This is a genomic window from Streptomyces sp. NBC_00989 (assembly GCF_045162655.1).
Lineage (GTDB): Bacteria > Actinomycetota > Actinomycetes > Streptomycetales > Streptomycetaceae > Streptomyces.
In genome coordinates this window covers 5,004,754-5,018,518 of record NZ_CP108728.1, presented here as the reverse complement: position 1 = coordinate 5,018,518, position 13,765 = coordinate 5,004,754, and the positions used below count along the sequence as shown (strand labels likewise).

At 68.3% G+C, this 13,765-nt stretch carries 14 protein-coding genes, 1 tRNA gene and 1 pseudogene; 9 read left to right on the top strand and 7 right to left on the bottom strand.

The annotated features are described in order from the left end of the window. Positions 1 to 3 precede the first annotated feature (3 nt). The 6 genes and pseudogenes from OG714_RS21900 (at position 4) to OG714_RS21875 (ending at position 5,786) form a co-directional block, all read left to right on the top strand. Positions 4 to 1,578, top strand: coding sequence for a NuoM family protein (locus tag OG714_RS21900; protein WP_406123319.1), 1,575 nt, complete (start codon positions 4 to 6; stop codon positions 1,576 to 1,578). Beyond that, a complete protein-coding gene (locus OG714_RS21895; protein WP_406123318.1) occupies positions 1,575 to 3,098 on the top strand; it encodes an NADH-quinone oxidoreductase subunit N in 1,524 nt (507 codons plus the stop codon). The genes OG714_RS21900 and OG714_RS21895 overlap by 4 nt, the downstream gene beginning before the upstream one ends. Positions 3,099 to 3,288: 190 nt before the next feature. Beyond that, a complete protein-coding gene (htpX, locus tag OG714_RS21890; protein WP_359608928.1) occupies positions 3,289 to 4,152 on the top strand; it encodes a zinc metalloprotease HtpX in 864 nt (287 codons plus the stop codon). Beyond that, positions 4,149 to 4,541, top strand: coding sequence for a YccF domain-containing protein (locus tag OG714_RS21885; protein WP_403656990.1), 393 nt, complete (start codon positions 4,149 to 4,151; stop codon positions 4,539 to 4,541). Before htpX ends, OG714_RS21885 begins: the two co-directional genes overlap by 4 nt. Positions 4,542 to 4,716: 175 nt before the next feature. Further along, positions 4,717 to 5,282: pseudogene (locus tag OG714_RS21880) on the top strand (SMI1/KNR4 family protein). Positions 5,283 to 5,519: 237 nt separating this feature from the next. Further along, positions 5,520 to 5,786, top strand: a complete 267-nt coding sequence (locus tag OG714_RS21875; RefSeq protein WP_019061143.1) for a GlsB/YeaQ/YmgE family stress response membrane protein — start codon at positions 5,520 to 5,522, stop codon at positions 5,784 to 5,786. Between the two features lie 110 nt (positions 5,787 to 5,896). On the opposite strand, the gene OG714_RS21870 is transcribed toward OG714_RS21875, so the two are convergent. Then, a complete protein-coding gene (locus OG714_RS21870; protein ID WP_406123315.1) occupies positions 5,897 to 6,385 on the bottom strand; it encodes a YajQ family cyclic di-GMP-binding protein in 489 nt (162 codons plus the stop codon). 234 nt (positions 6,386 to 6,619) lie between these two features. Here OG714_RS21870 and OG714_RS21865 point away from each other — a divergent pair. Next, a tRNA-Tyr gene (locus OG714_RS21865) sits at positions 6,620 to 6,701 on the top strand. 154 nt (positions 6,702 to 6,855) lie between these two features. Here OG714_RS21865 and OG714_RS21860 read toward each other — a convergent pair. From OG714_RS21860 to OG714_RS21835, 6 genes are all read right to left on the bottom strand, one after another. Next, complete coding sequence (locus OG714_RS21860; RefSeq protein ID WP_406123314.1) at positions 6,856 to 8,220, bottom strand: tyrosine-type recombinase/integrase; 1,365 nt, start codon at positions 8,218 to 8,220, stop codon at positions 6,856 to 6,858. Beyond that, complete coding sequence (locus OG714_RS21855; RefSeq protein ID WP_405973574.1) at positions 8,217 to 8,426, bottom strand: helix-turn-helix transcriptional regulator; 210 nt, start codon at positions 8,424 to 8,426, stop codon at positions 8,217 to 8,219. Before OG714_RS21855 ends, OG714_RS21860 begins: the two co-directional genes overlap by 4 nt. 245 nt (positions 8,427 to 8,671) lie before the next feature. Further along, positions 8,672 to 10,072 (bottom strand): phage/plasmid primase, P4 family, encoded by a 1,401-nt coding sequence (locus OG714_RS21850; protein ID WP_406123311.1) that lies wholly within the window; start codon positions 10,070 to 10,072, stop codon positions 8,672 to 8,674. Continuing rightward, on the bottom strand, positions 10,069 to 10,416 hold the full coding sequence (locus tag OG714_RS21845; protein ID WP_406123309.1) for a hypothetical protein: 348 nt from the start codon (positions 10,414 to 10,416) through the stop codon (positions 10,069 to 10,071). Before OG714_RS21845 ends, OG714_RS21850 begins: the two co-directional genes overlap by 4 nt. Continuing rightward, positions 10,413 to 11,318, bottom strand: a complete 906-nt coding sequence (locus tag OG714_RS21840; RefSeq protein WP_406123308.1) for a bifunctional DNA primase/polymerase — start codon at positions 11,316 to 11,318, stop codon at positions 10,413 to 10,415. Before OG714_RS21840 ends, OG714_RS21845 begins: the two co-directional genes overlap by 4 nt. After that, positions 11,315 to 12,004, bottom strand: a complete 690-nt coding sequence (locus OG714_RS21835; protein WP_406123307.1) for an SAM-dependent methyltransferase — start codon at positions 12,002 to 12,004, stop codon at positions 11,315 to 11,317. The genes OG714_RS21840 and OG714_RS21835 overlap by 4 nt, the downstream gene beginning before the upstream one ends. A 103-nt stretch (positions 12,005 to 12,107) precedes the next feature. Between OG714_RS21835 and OG714_RS21830 the strand changes: the two genes are divergently transcribed. Beyond that, positions 12,108 to 13,052, top strand: coding sequence for an HNH endonuclease (locus OG714_RS21830; protein WP_406123306.1), 945 nt, complete (start codon positions 12,108 to 12,110; stop codon positions 13,050 to 13,052). Positions 13,053 to 13,074: 22 nt separating this feature from the next. Further along, the gene (locus OG714_RS21825) at positions 13,075 to 13,653 is read left to right on the top strand and encodes a hypothetical protein (protein WP_406123304.1); all 579 of its coding nucleotides are present in this window, start codon (positions 13,075 to 13,077) and stop codon (positions 13,651 to 13,653) included. Positions 13,654 to 13,765 lie beyond the last annotated feature (112 nt).

Here is a 13,765-nt window from a genome sequence, read left to right as displayed (position 1 = left end):
GGCGTGATCGATATCAACGAGTCCGTGATGCAGGTCCTTCTGGCGTTCATCGTCGTCGGCCCGCTTCTTGGCGCCGTCGCCGCTCTGCTGCCGGCCCCGCCGGGACTGAAGGGGAAGTCGCCCGAACAGGCCGTACTACGGCACGGCATGACCGTGACCGGCGTGATCCTCATCGCCGCGATCGTCCTCGCGCTCGGCTTCGACCACGACCATCCGTCGAAGATGCAGGCCACGACCGACATCAGCTGGATCCCCGCACTCGACGTGCGCATCCACCTCGGCATCGACGGCATCTCCCTCCCCCTCCTGGTCCTGACCGCGCTGCTGACCTTCCTCTGCGCGCTCTACTCCTACTTCAAGATGCCTGCGGGCCCGTCCCCGAAGGCATTCGTCGCCCTGATCCTCGTCCTGGAGTCCGGCACCCTCGCCACCTTCGCCGTCCTCGACCTGATCCTCTTCTTCCTCGCCTTCGAGACCGTCCTCATCCCGATGTACTTCCTCATCGCCCGCTGGGGCGGTGCCCAACGGACCCAGGCCGCCTGGAAGTTCATCCTCTTCACCCTGCTCGGCTCCGTCGTCATGCTGCTCGGCCTGCTCCTCATCGGAATCAAGGCGGGCACATTCGACATGGTGGCACTCGCCACTGACAACGGCCGGTCGCTGACCACATCCGTGCAGGTCATCGCCGTTCTGGCGATCGGGATCGGGCTCGCGGTCAAGACCCCGATGTGGCCCCTGCACAGCTGGCTGCCCGACGCACACACCGCCGCCCCGACCGTCGGCTCGGTCCTGCTGGCCGGCGTGATGCTGAAGATGGGCACGTACGGGTTCGTCCGCATCCTGCTGCCGATCGCCCCCGACGGCATGCACACCTTCGCGCCGTACCTCGCCGCCTTCGCCGTCGTCGGGATCATCTACGGCTCCCTGGCCTGCCTCGCCCTCGCGAAACAGGGCGCGAAGGGCGACCTCAAGCGCCTCATCGCCTACTCCTCCGTCGGCCACATGGGCTTCGTCCTGCTCGGCATCTCGACAATGACCCCGACCGGCGTGAACGGCGCGCTGTTCGCCAACATCGCCCACGGACTCATCACCGGCCTGCTGTTCTTCCTCGTCGGCGCCCTCAAGGACCGCACGGGCAGCACCGACCTCGACACCCTCGCCGAGGAGACCGGCGCCGCCCTCTACGGCAAGGCACCCCGCCTCGGCGGCCTGCTCGCCTTCGCCGCCGTCGCCTCGCTCGGACTGCCCGGACTCGCCGGATTCTGGGGCGAGATGCTGGCGCTGTTCGGCGCGTTCAAGCCCGCCGCCGACCTCAGCCGCCCGGCCTTCCTCACTTTCATGGCGATCGCGGCCTTCGGCACCCTGCTGACCGCCGCGTACATGCTCGCCGTGGTCCGCCGCGTCTGCATGGGCGCCGTGGCGCAGGAAGCACCGAAACTCGCCGACGTCCAGACGTACGAGTTCGCTGCCTGGACCCCGCTCGTCGCCCTCACCGTCGCCGCCGGCCTGTGGCCGAAGGCACTCCTCGGCTTGACCGACCCGGCCGTGCAGCAACTCCTCTCAGGAGGCACCCGATGAGCGCCCTGGCCCAGCCTCTCGCGGAGTCGATGGTCCAGTCCGTCGACTGGCTGGCGATCGCACCGCCCACCATCACGGCGGTCGTCGGCCTGGTGGTCCTCGTCGCCGACCTGTTCCTCCGGGAGGCCAGAAAAGCACTCCTGGGCTGGGTGTCGGTCGCGGGCCTGGCGGCCTCGGCCCTGATGCTGCTGCCCCTCCTGGACGGCGACCGCGTCACCTTCTGCCTCACCGGCGACGCGACAGCCTGCAGCTATACGGCGGACCGCTTCACCCTGGTCATCCAGTTCCTGGTCCTCGGCGGCGCCCTCCTGGCTGCCCTTCTGTCGATCACCACACTGAAGGACGCCGACAAGGGACTCCCCGAAGGGGAGTACTGGTTCCTGCTGCTGTCCTCCGCGGCAGGCGCCGCCCTCCTGCCCGCCTCCCGCGACCTCGCGACCCTGATCGTCGCCCTGGAGGTCGCCTCCCTGCCCGCCTTCGCCCTCGTCGGCATCCGGCACGGCGACAAGAAGTCCGCCGAAGCGGCCCTCAAGTTCTTCCTGTCCTCGGTCACCGCGACCGCGGTCAGCCTGATGGGCGTCAGCTTCGTCTACGCCACCACGGGCACCCTGTACCTCACCCGGATCGCCGACCGCATCCAGCACGTCGACGGCCAGTTCCACACCCTCGCCCAGACGGGCGTCGCCCTCACCCTCATCGGCTTCGCCTTCAAGACGGCCGCCGTCCCCTTCCACTTCTGGGTACCCGACACCTACGTAGGAGCGCCCCTCCCGATCGCCGCCTACTTGTCGGTCGTCGGCAAGGCGGTGGGCTTCTCCGGCCTGATCCTCGTCACCGTCGTCGCCTTCCCGTCGTACGCCGACGTATGGGGCCCGGCACTCGCCGTACTGGCCGCCCTCACCATGACGGTCGGCAACCTGGGCGCCCTGCGCCAACAGACCACGCGCGCGTACAGCGCGGTACGGCTGCTCGCCTGGTCCTCCGTCGGCCAGGCCGGCTACCTCCTCGTACCGATCGCCGCCGCCGCGTACTCCAAGGACGCCCAGAAGTCGATCGGCTCCACCGTGGCCTACGCCCTCATGTACGCCGCCGTGAACCTCGGCGCCTTCGCGGTGGCCGCCCTGGTGGGCCGTGGCAGAGCCCTCAACCGCATCAGCGACTACCGAGGCCTGTACGCCTCGAACCCCCTGGCAGCCCTGCTCCTGGCCTTCTTCCTGCTGTGCCTCGCCGGACTGCCGCCGGGCGTCATCGGGCTCTTCGCGAAGGTCACCGTGTTCTCGGCGGCCGTCGACGCGGGCCTGGGCTGGCTGGCCGTGGTCATGGCCGTCAACGTGGTGATCGCGCTCTTCTACTACCTCCAGTGGACGGCCCTGCTGTTCCGCGCCCCCGAGGGCGAGCACGCCAAGCACCGAGTCCCCGCCCCCCTCACCGCCGCGCTCGCCCTCACCGGCGCCCTCGGAATCGCCCTCTCCGGAGCACCCCAACTGGTCCTGCGCTTCGCGGGCACCGGCCTCTTCTGAGCCAACGGCACATACCAACGTCCTCACCCGGACAGCCCACGCCCGGCGCCGTACGCACAAGGGAACTAGTGCCTCCCGCCTGGCGTTGACCAGTACGGGAGGGTCCACTGGACGTGACACCACGACACCGGTGGCAATCAGAGATCAGCAAGCAAAGGGTTCCCCTGCTGCACGATTTGGAGGGCGTACCGTGCACCGCCGGCACAACGGGCTCAGGACCGCAGTTCTCCTCGGGGGACTGTCCGCACTCATCATCGTCATCGGCAGCTTCTTCGGCCGCATGGGGCTCGTCGTAGCGGTCGTGATCGCGCTGGGCACCAACGCGTACGCGTACTGGAACAGCGACAAACTGGCGCTACGCGCGATGCGCGCGCGTCCGGTGAGCGAGTTCGAGGCCCCGGCCCTGTACCGGATGGTCCGTGACCTCTCCACCCAGGCCCGCCAGCCCATGCCGCGCCTGTACATCTCGCCCACGGAGGCCCCCAACGCCTTCGCGACGGGCCGCAACCCGCGCAACGCCGCCGTGTGCTGTACCGAAGGCATCCTGCGCATCCTGGACGAGCGCGAGCTGCGCGGAGTCATCGGCCACGAACTCAGCCATGTCTACAACCGGGACATCCTGATCTCGTCGGTCGCCGGCGCCCTCGCCTCGGTGATCATGTTCCTGGTCAACTTCGCCTGGCTGATCCCGATCGGCCGCTCGAACGACGACGACGGCCCCGGCATCCTTGGCATGCTGCTGATCATGATCCTGGGTCCCCTCGCGGCCAGCCTCATCCAGTTGGCCATCAGCCGCTCCAGGGAGTACGAGGCGGACGCGTCCGGCGCCCAGCTCACCGGAGACCCCCTCGCCCTCGCGAGCGCGCTGCGCAAGCTCGACGCCGGCACCAAGCAGCTTCCGCTGCCCCCGGAGCCCCGTATCGAGACCGCGAGCCACATGATGATCGCGAACCCCTTCCGCCCGGGCCAGGGACTCTCCAAGATGTTCTCGACACACCCGCCGATGGCGGAGCGCATCGCCCGGCTCGAGAAAATGGCAGGTCGCCCTCAGTGAAAACCATCCTGAACGTCATCTGGCTCGTCCTGAGCGGCTTCTGGCTGTTCCTCGGGTACCTGCTCGCCGGCGCACTGCTGTGCATCACCATCATCGGCATCCCGTTCGGCATCGCCGCGTTCCGTATCGGCGTCTACGCCCTGTGGCCCTTCGGGTACACGACGGTCGAGCGCCGGGACGCGGGCGCCCCCTCCTGCATCGGCAACGTCCTGTGGCTGGTCCTCGCGGGCTGGTGGCTGGCCCTCGCCCACATCGTCACCGGCATCGCCATGTGCATCACGATCATCGGCATCCCGTTCGGCATCGCCAACTTCAAGCTGATCCCGGTCTCGCTGTTCCCCCTGGGCCGCGAAATCGTGCCTACGGACCAGCCGTTCGCCACCCGCTGACGTAGGGCAGAGGCCCTGCGCGGGAGACGAACGACGCCCTCGGCCGCACACCCGAGGGCGAACCGCGAACAGGCCGACGCCCGCCGACCCCGGCGCACGACCAGCAGGGTTTCCACAACCGCCGGGTTGTCCACAGGCCGGCCCGATTGTCAGTGGCGCGCGGCACCATGAAGCCATGACCGAGAACGAGCAGCAACTGCTGACACGGGTGGCCGCCGAGGCCCGCAACACCCGCCCGTGGGGCTGGACTTCACTCCCCGCCCCCGTGGACGAGGCCACGGTGACCCGCGCCGAGGCCGCCCTGGGCTTCCGCCTGCCCCGCTGCTCGCCGCGCTCTACACGCGCATAGGAGACGGCGGATTCGGCCCGGAGTACGGCCTGTTGCCCCTCCTCGACAATCAGCCGGCCGGCGAGCCCGCCGCCGTCCCGCAGTACCTCGCCAACCGCGCGAGCGGACACAAGGACCCCGACTGGCCCTGGCCCGAGGGCGTCCTGCCGATATCCCACTGGGGCTGCGCGATGTACGCGTGCGTGGACTGCCGATCCCCGCAGGCCACGGTCCTCCTCTACGAACCGAACGCCGACGAGGCCGACCAGGCGTGGTACGTCGACGCGCCCAGCCTCACCGACTGGCTGCGCGCCTGGCTCGACGGCACGGGCTGGTACGAGGACGACGAAGACGCCGCCGAACCGACACCGTGGACCGACTTCCGCATACGCACGACAGCACAGGCATCCTGAGCGGCTCGAACTCGAACTCGGGTTCGGGCGCGAGTTCCGGCTCTGGCAGTGATCACCACCACGGCGCCACGTCACCGATGCCTGCAACCACCACACGGATCCGTGACGTCCTGTTCATCGACACGGCGGAACATGCAGCGACAGGCCGTGCGCAAGGACCTACGAACACAGCCTGTCCGGGCGGAATTCACAGCTCCGGATCAGTGCAAGCACAGCGTGAGAGGGCAGGTTCACGGCATGGGCATCATCAGCTGGATCATCCTGGGACTGTTGGCCGGAGCCATCGCCAAATTCCTGCTGCCGGGCCGCGACCCGGGCGGCTTCATCGGTACGACCATCATCGGTGTCGCGGGCGCGTTCATCGGCGGCTGGATCTCGGCCCGTTGGCTGGACCACCCGGTCGCGAAGAACTTCTACGACGGCGCCACCTGGGCCTCGGCGATAGGCGGCGCGCTCGTCCTCCTGATCGCCTACCGCATCCTGTTCGGCAACTCGCGCAACTAGGACGGGTCCCAGCGCGCGCCCATGCCGCAGCCGGCAGGCGAGAAGGGTGGGCACCGACGGGTGCCCACCCTTCCTCGTACCCGTGCGCGGCGGACGCGCGAAGCGCGGTTCTACCGGTAGTTCACGTATTGCAGCGCGAAGTCGAAGTCCTTGCCCTTGAGCAGGGCCTGCACGGCCTGGAGGTCGTCGCGGCTCTTCGAGCTGACCCGCAGTTCGTCGCCCTGCACCTGAGCCTTCACGCCCTTGGGACCCTCGTCACGAATGATCTTCGCCACCTTCTTCGCGTTGTCCTGGGAGATGCCCTCCTCGATCGACGCGAAGATCTTGTACTCCTTGCCGGAGAGCTGCGGCTCACCGGCGTCCAGCGCCTTCAGCGAGATGCCGCGCTTGATCAGCTTGGACTGGAAGACGTCGAGGATCGCCTTGACCCGATCCTCGGAGTTCGCCTCCATGATGATCTTCTCGGCGGACCACGAGATCGAGGCACCCACGCCCTTGAAGTCGTAGCGCTGCGAGATCTCCTTGGCGGCCTGGTTGAGGGCGTTGTCGACCTCCTGCCGCTCGACCTTCGAGACGATGTCGAAACTGGAGTCGGCCATGTCCTGTGGCTCCTTGTATCGGGGTGCGTATCGATGCGTGTCACTGCGTATCGGCGTGCTTCGGGGCAGCCGCCGAGCCCGGTGTAGGCCCCGGGCCGCATCCGCATAAGCGTAGCCACCCCCTCCCCTCCGAGCGCCGGTCAATCGGGTGGCGAAGCACCCCTGGGCATCGGGTATCGTTTACGTCGTTGCCACGAAACACCGCCGAAAAGCGGTTCGAGCGGTAGCGTCCCCGGCGGTGTGCCCGAGTGGCCAAAGGGAGCAGACTGTAAATCTGCCGGCTTAGCCTACCCAGGTTCGAACCCTGGCGCCGCCACACGGAAACGAAGGGCCCGTGACCTGCATTCAGTGCAGGTCACGGGCCCTTCGTCATGCGCTGTGGCGATTCAAGTGCTGTCTCGCTCTGTCTCGCATTCGAACGCCCTGTCTCGAAGTGTGTGGACGGGGCGTGGACGGGATTTCGGGCCCCGTCAGCTGCCCTGTCCCAGCCGAGCGGAGATCTTGGAGTTGGCAGCGTCGTCGCCGTCCTTGAGGAACTTGGCGTAGACCCGGAAGAGCACCGCCACACTGTGGCCGGCGCGCTCGGCAACGAGCTGAGGCTCTACGCCAGAGCTGAGCCAAGTGGACACCGCAGCGTGGCGAAGATCATACGGACGTTTGGCCAACACAGACTCGAACTCACTGCTGGTCAGGGCTCGGGTGCGAGCCTCTGCCCAGACCTCGCCATAGCCCGTGTCCTGGACCAGCCCACCGCGCATCGTCTGGAACACGCGCCCGTCGGTGGCCGTGCCGTACGCGGTGAGATGCCACCGCAGCAAGGCGACCAGTTCGGGCGGGATCGGCACGTGCCGGACGGCCTTCCGCGGGCGGTGCTTCAGGCCGCGCTTGTCGTGCGCTTCACCGCTGTCCGTCCAGGCCGTACCGGCGCGGGGACGGGTGTCCCTGAGGCGGAGCAGGCCCCATCCGCGCCGGGGCAGGTCGCAGTCCCGGCGCCGTAGGCCGATGACTTCGGCCGGCCGTGCCGCCGCGTAGTAGATGCAGCCGAAGAACGCCGCGAGACGTCGACCGCGCGGGCTTTGGTCTCGTACGGCGGCCAACAACTTGCCTGCCTGCCGAGGGTTCGGCACGCAGGCCGGATCGACCTCTTCGACCACCTGTTCGGGGGCTTTCCACTTGATGCGGGTGAGCGGGTTGTCGGTGAGGAGTTCGGCCTCCACCGCGTACTCAAGGGAGTTGTAGAAGATTGCACGCTTTCGGCTGATCATTCCCGCCGATGCGGTCTTGCCGTCCAGCCGAAGGGAGACGGCATTGAGAGCGGCTCGTACGCGAATGAGGTCAGAGAGCGCCGACGTAGCCAGCGACTTGCGGTCGAACCAGTCCAGAACCTTGGCCACGTCGGGGGGAATCTCCTCTTTGCGGCGCTTCATGTTGAAAGCCCAGCCGTAGAGGGCTGCGCGGACGGCTCGCGCGTCCGGCATGCCCTTGGTGTCCTTCACGAACACGGGCGTCACGGTCGCCATGGCTTCGGCCAGAGTGCGGCGGGTCGACGCGGGGGAGTGGTCCCACTTCATCTCGATGTAGTTGCGTGCGTGCTCGTACCACGAGATGTCCCGGTCCTTGGCGACCAGTGACTTCGGCAGGCCGCATTCCACGTCGAATGCTTCGCCGTCGCGTGCCGCCGTGACGAGTTGGGCCCGGCGGCTTTCCGCCAGGCCCAACGTCAGGAACGATTCCGAGTGGGGGCGCAGTCCCACCTTCCAGCGGAGTTGGTAGGGCTTCCGATAGTCACGCTTGCGGATGGCCCAGATCTTTACGGTGTAGCTCCACTCGGTCACGCGGCATCCATTCCGTCGAGAAAGGCGTCGAGAACGCTCCGGCGCACACGGATGCGGCCGGTCTGCGTGCGCTTGGCTTCAGGCCCGTAGCCGCGATTACGCCAGCGGTACCAGGTGGCGCGGGTTATGCCGATTTCTACGAGTGCATCGCTCAGGTCCAGCCACGGGTCGGCAGGGATGTGACGACGCCGGGTAGGGGTGCTCATGTGGAGATCTCCCTGGGGTGAGGAGAGGGCGAGGCGGGGCGGGGTGTGGTTGGCGTCACAATGCTGTGGGTCGCGACCCATCGCGGCCCAAGCCTGTGACCTGCGATTTTGTGCGGTCGTTGTGCGGCCCATCGCGGCCCAAGCGTCGGGCGGGCTGGGCCACGATGGGCCGCGATGGGGTGCGAGAGAAACCGCAGGTCAGGGGCTGTGGGTCGCGATGGGCCGCGACCCGGCGGATTGTGGGCTCAACCGTTGAGGGCGATGCCGTTGTAGGTCGCGATCCGTTCCTCGCCCGAGGGTGCGCGGGGGCGGGTGCGGTTGAGTTGGGGCACGACGGAGAGCAGGTTGCGGCCGAAGACTTGTTTGGTGCCGGCGCGGACGCCGTTGTCTTCGGCCCACTCGCGCCAGACCGTCCACAGGGCGTCGACGGGGACCGTGCACGCGGGTCCGGTGGTGCAGCGCTCACGGACGAATGCGCTGGTGGGTGAGGCAGTGTCCTGCATGGTGGTGACCGCTTCGCGGCTGGACTGCGGTTGTGTGATCCGGCCGGTGCGCTGAAGGCGGGCCAGGCCGTCCAGGGCCCAGTTGAGGATGCCGGGCATCTCTGCCGTGAGGCGGTCGACGAGGGTGGGATCCTCCTTGCCCAGCCACGACAACCGCATGCTGAGCAGCACGAACCGCTTGGCGATGACCCCGGAGGAGTCGCCGAAGTGCGGCAGCTCGTTGGACAGCATCATCAGCCGGGTGGGCAGTTTCCCGGTCCACACCTCGCGGTACTTGCGGTCGACGTCGATCGTGTCCTCACCGGAGATGGTCAACAGTCGTTCCACGACCTGGCTGTTGTCGTTGCCGGACAGGCGGGCGTCAGAGATGACCGCGAGCGGCTTGCCGACGAGGGTCGACAGTCCGAAATTCGTGCCGAGTCCGGCGAGGGTGGGGCCGGCGAGATTCTCCTTTCCGACGAGGGTCTTCAGGACGCGGGCGATGGTGCCTTTGCCGGATCGGGAGGGGCCGACGATGAGCAGGATCTTCTGCTGGTCGGTGCGGCCGGACAGGACGTAGCCGAACCACTCCTGGAGTGCGGCGATGGCGTCGGCGTCGTCGGGCCAGACCTGCGCCAGGAAGCGTTCCCAGGTCGGCGCCTGCGCTGCGGGGTCGTAGGCGAAGGGCACGGAGCCGAGGTTGAAGAATCCCGGTCCGTGCGGGAGCAGGGCGCGGTCGTGGATGCGCAACAGGCCGTTCTCGCAGGCCACGATCAGGCCCTGGTCCTGCTCGGGGGCGCCCTGGTCGTCGATCCACGAGGGGGCGTCGGTGTCGGTGGGTACCAGGGTGACGGAGCCAAGCGCGTCGAGCAGGTTGCTGATCTTCTGCTTCGTGGGTGCCCAGTCGCGTTCCTCGGTCTCCCCGTCCTTGGTGGGAGCGAGGAAGACGACGTGTTCGAGGCGCTCGTACATGGCCTTGCGGATCTGTGCCTCGTCGATCTCGCGCCAGCAGGTACCGGTCCAGCGCATCCACGAGGCACGCCAGCGCCGGAATACGAGCTTGCCGTCCTCGCTCTGCCAGTCGGGCAGCAGTCGGCGCGCGACCGCCAACGGGTTGGAGGGCGGGGGCAGTTCCTCGGTCTGGGTGTCGGGGCGGTTCGTCATGCGGCCGTCCTCCCTTCCTGCGGGGCCCGGAGCGGGCACGTGTCGCGGTGGGCTTCGTGGTCGGTGATCAGGGTGAGCACCTGGCGTGCGCCGAACGCGCGGCGTTCCCTGCCGCACAGGCACGTCGACCGGGCGGTCGGGGTGGCGCCGCGAGGGGTGCAGATGGTCAGCCACGCGACCGGGTACCGGCCGTCGCCCTGCTGCGGGTCAGGGACAACAGCAGTGGGGATGCCTTCGGCGACGCTCTTCGGTTCGCCCAAGTCCGCCCGTGGCGAGGCGAGTTCGGCGGGGCTGGGACGGGTCGTGGTGGGGGTGGGGCTCTTAGAGGGCTGGGGTGTCCTCATGTGACCCTGCCCCGGGGCGAGTTGTGGGTGATCGACCAGTCGAGAGCGCGTCGGATCACGTCGTCGTAGTAGCGCTGAGGCTGTGTGGCGTTGGCCCCCGCTGCCTCTCTAAGAGCGTCCTCAACCCGTACGCGGGTGAGGTCGCCGGACGCGATGAACCGTCCCAGAGCGCGGGCGGCGCGCAGCAGAGTGGCGTTGCGGGTGCCGTCGGCGGCGGTGGCAACGCTGAGCACCTCGTTGTCGAACGCTACATCCGCATATCGGCTAGATTGCCCCGCTACGGCCCGCGGGGGTGCCTGTGACGGCCTGGGGGCCGGTTTCAGGATGCTCAGCAGCCATCCGGGCACCGGGGCCGCTACAGGGGCGTTGAGGGCTTCGTAGGATCCGGTGGGGGTGATGCTGCCCGCCGCGACGACGTACCCGCCGGCTGCGCGGGTGTCGACCAACGGGGCAATGCTGCCTGCTGTGTTGGTCAACCGGACGTCCGGTGGGGCGGTGAAGTGCAGGTGCTGTCCGCCGCTCGCGGTCCGGGTCCGGTAGGTGTCGGGGACGGCATGCCCGGCGCGCTCGCAGAGCGCTGCGAAGGTTGCCGCGCCGTCAGGCGCGTCCGAACTGCCCTTGCTGCTTGTGGTCTTGGGCATGTCGAGGTCGACGACGAGCAGGCCGGATGGTCCGGTGGCGATGCCGACGTTGAACGGGGCCTGGGACCAGGCGGCTTGAATGCGGTCGGGGTTCGTGGTGGCGCGCTGCTCCCATTTCAGGTGTCCGCTCGCGCACGGCCCGGTACCGGTGCAGGACCGTTCACCGTGCAGGGCGGGGCGCTTGGTGCCGGGACGGAGCGGGAAGACGTGCCAGCCGCGTCGGGCGGCTTCCAGCGCGGCGCGCATGAGGTGCTCGTTCATGCGGCCACCGCCCCCGCTTGCAGGCTGTAGCGGGCATGGGTGCCGGTCCAGCGGGCGTAGGCGGGCGGGATGCACTCGCGGATGCCGTCGCGGTTCATCCACGGCACGCCCATCACCTGCCGGGCGTGGTCGGCGCCGGAGAAGTTGCCGACGAACTGCCCGTACCAGCCGGGTGGGATCGGGCGGCCCATCTTCGCCTGAGGAACGGTGTGTTGGGGGTGGTATGGCTGGGGGAGGGTGAAGCCTCCGCCGGCTTCGAGGAACCGGTGCCGGTAGGTCGCGAGGCCGAACATTGGGCCGCACAGCATCACGGGATCGCGCAGCTTGGGCACCGCATCGCCGACGTTCTCGATCACCCACGGGCGCCCGGTCGTTTCCAGGGCCGTGCGGGTGGAGGCGATCAGGTCGGGGTGCTCGCGCTTCTGGATGCGCTGGCACTTGCTGTCGTGCTGGCAGGGTGGGGACGCGTGGATGAAGTCGAACTCTGCGCCGTGTTCGAGGACGAACGCGATCGCGTCCGCCTGCACGAACCGGAACGGGTAGCGGGGCTGCGGGGCGATGTCGACGCCGGTCACGTCAAAGCCGGCGTCGGCGTAGCCCTTTCCGGCGCCGCCCTGGCAGCAGAACAGGTCCAGCAGGCGCGGGAGTTGGCCCATACGGTGCCGGATGCCAGTGGGTTGGGTCATGCTTGACCTCTCCAGTTCTCTGGTTGAGCTGGGGTGAGGGGCAGCCGCGGTCTTTTGCCGAGAGAGCGGCTGCCCCGGTCTGTGGGACTGCGAGGGGGATGTGATGACGGATGCGTGGCTGTTGCTGGCCGTGGGCGATGCCCGCGAGCACGGCGGGAATGACGGCTACGAAGACAACCCGCGCGAGTACTACCGGTGGGACAGCACGGTGCCCAACCACGCCCGTCTGGCTGTGGGGGATGTCGTCGCGCTGTGGGACAAGAGGGAACTGATCGGCGTCTCGGTCATCGACGGCATCGACACCGGCACGGAGGACAAGACGCGGTACTTCTGTCCCCGCTGCGGGAGGGCCGACATAAAGCGGCGTTCGCGGATGTCCCCGGCATGCCGCTGCAAGCAGTGCGGTGCCACCTTTGACACTCCGGGGCAGAAGGTAGAGCCGGTCACGACCTACCTGTCCCGGTACAGCCGGCGCTGGGTTGACGGGCGCGGCCTGCTGACCGGGCCTCAGCTCCGGGCGCTGTGTGACTCGCCGAACTCACAGTTGAGCATGCGCCCCGCCCGCTGGGAGAAGCTGCGCGATGCGCTGCTGGCGACCGGGCGGGCGGATGCCGCGGCGGTGTCCGCTCTGGCCGGCACCAGGTACCGGCGGGTGCTCATCGCGGGCGGGCACCGCTTCGCTAGGGTCCGCGCCCGGGTGGGGCAGGCGGAGTTCCGGGCTGCGCTGCTGGAAGAGCAGGGCCAGCAGTGCGCCGTTACCGGTCCGGCCCCTGCCGATGTGCTGGAGGCGGCGCACCTGTACAGCTATGCCGAAAGCGGCGAGCACCACGACTTCGGGGGCCTGCTGTTGCGCCGGGATGTGCACGGGCTGTTCGACAACGGCCGCATTGCTGTTGACCCGGAAACGGACCTGCTGGACGTCGACCCCGGGCTCGACGCTTATCCGGTCTACGCCGAACTGCACGGCAAGCCACTCGCGTTGGCCTTGCGCCCCGAGCACCGGGTGTGGCTGGCGGCGCACTGGAATGCCCACCGGGCCGGTTTCTAGCTGTCACGCATGGGGGGACGCTGTGGAAAGTACCGCTATCGCGCTGGTTGCCGCGGTCGTAGGTGTCACTGGGACCCTGCTCGCGCCGGTCCTCGCGCAGAGGTCCGGCGCAAGAGCGCAGCAGGCAGAGTTCGAGCGCCAGCAGCAGGCAACCCACGCGCAGTGGCAGCGTGAGCAGCGGCAGGCGGAATTCGCCATGCGCCGGGCCTGCTACATCGAGACGAACGCGGCCTTCCGCCACTATCGCATGCAGGTGATGAACCACCTGTGGAACGTGCACCGCAACGACGTCACCGAAGCAGGCAGCGAGCGGCTGGAAGCATCCCGCCACGCACACCATGTCGCATTCGCCGAAGCCCAGATGATCGCCTCACCAGCCGTGCTTGCCCAGCTCGATGACATGTCCAGGGCACTGTCCGAGGGATACCGCAGGACCAAGTGCCTGGAAGAAGGCAACCCAGATGACGGCGACACCCTTGAAGTGATCCAGGAATACCTTCACTGGATCTGGGAGCGTTGGAAGGAGACGCGCGCCGTCATGCGCGCAGACCTGGGCGTGCCCAACTCTCCGATAGCCCAGCCCAGTACAGGCGTCCAGTAGCTGCCTGACTCCTGTTTGCGGGACGGCAGCGGGCCAGGACATCCAGGTAAGGCGCCCCCGGGCCGTTGCCGGGATGAAAGGGCTGCCCCTGGCGTGACTGCACGTTGCCGGA

Excerpts from the sequence above, each read along its gene's own strand:
- OG714_RS21895 (WP_406123318.1), top strand. The coding sequence starts at position 1,575 with ATGAGCGCCCTGGCCCAGCCTCTCGCGGAGTCGATGGTCCAGTCCGTC.
- OG714_RS21875 (WP_019061143.1), top strand. The coding sequence starts at position 5,520 with ATGGGCATCATCAGCTGGATCATCCTGGGACTGTTGGCCGGAGCCATC.
- OG714_RS21870 (WP_406123315.1), bottom strand. The coding sequence starts at position 6,385 with ATGGCCGACTCCAGTTTCGACATCGTCTCGAAGGTCGAGCGGCAGGAG.
- OG714_RS21855 (WP_405973574.1), bottom strand. The coding sequence starts at position 8,426 with ATGAGCACCCCTACCCGGCGTCGTCACATCCCTGCCGACCCGTGGCTG.
- OG714_RS21850 (WP_406123311.1), bottom strand. The coding sequence starts at position 10,072 with ATGACGAACCGCCCCGACACCCAGACCGAGGAACTGCCCCCGCCCTCC.
- OG714_RS21845 (WP_406123309.1), bottom strand. The coding sequence starts at position 10,416 with ATGAGGACACCCCAGCCCTCTAAGAGCCCCACCCCCACCACGACCCGT.
- OG714_RS21840 (WP_406123308.1), bottom strand. The coding sequence starts at position 11,318 with ATGAACGAGCACCTCATGCGCGCCGCGCTGGAAGCCGCCCGACGCGGC.
- OG714_RS21835 (WP_406123307.1), bottom strand. The coding sequence starts at position 12,004 with ATGACCCAACCCACTGGCATCCGGCACCGTATGGGCCAACTCCCGCGC.
- OG714_RS21830 (WP_406123306.1), top strand. The coding sequence starts at position 12,108 with ATGACGGATGCGTGGCTGTTGCTGGCCGTGGGCGATGCCCGCGAGCAC.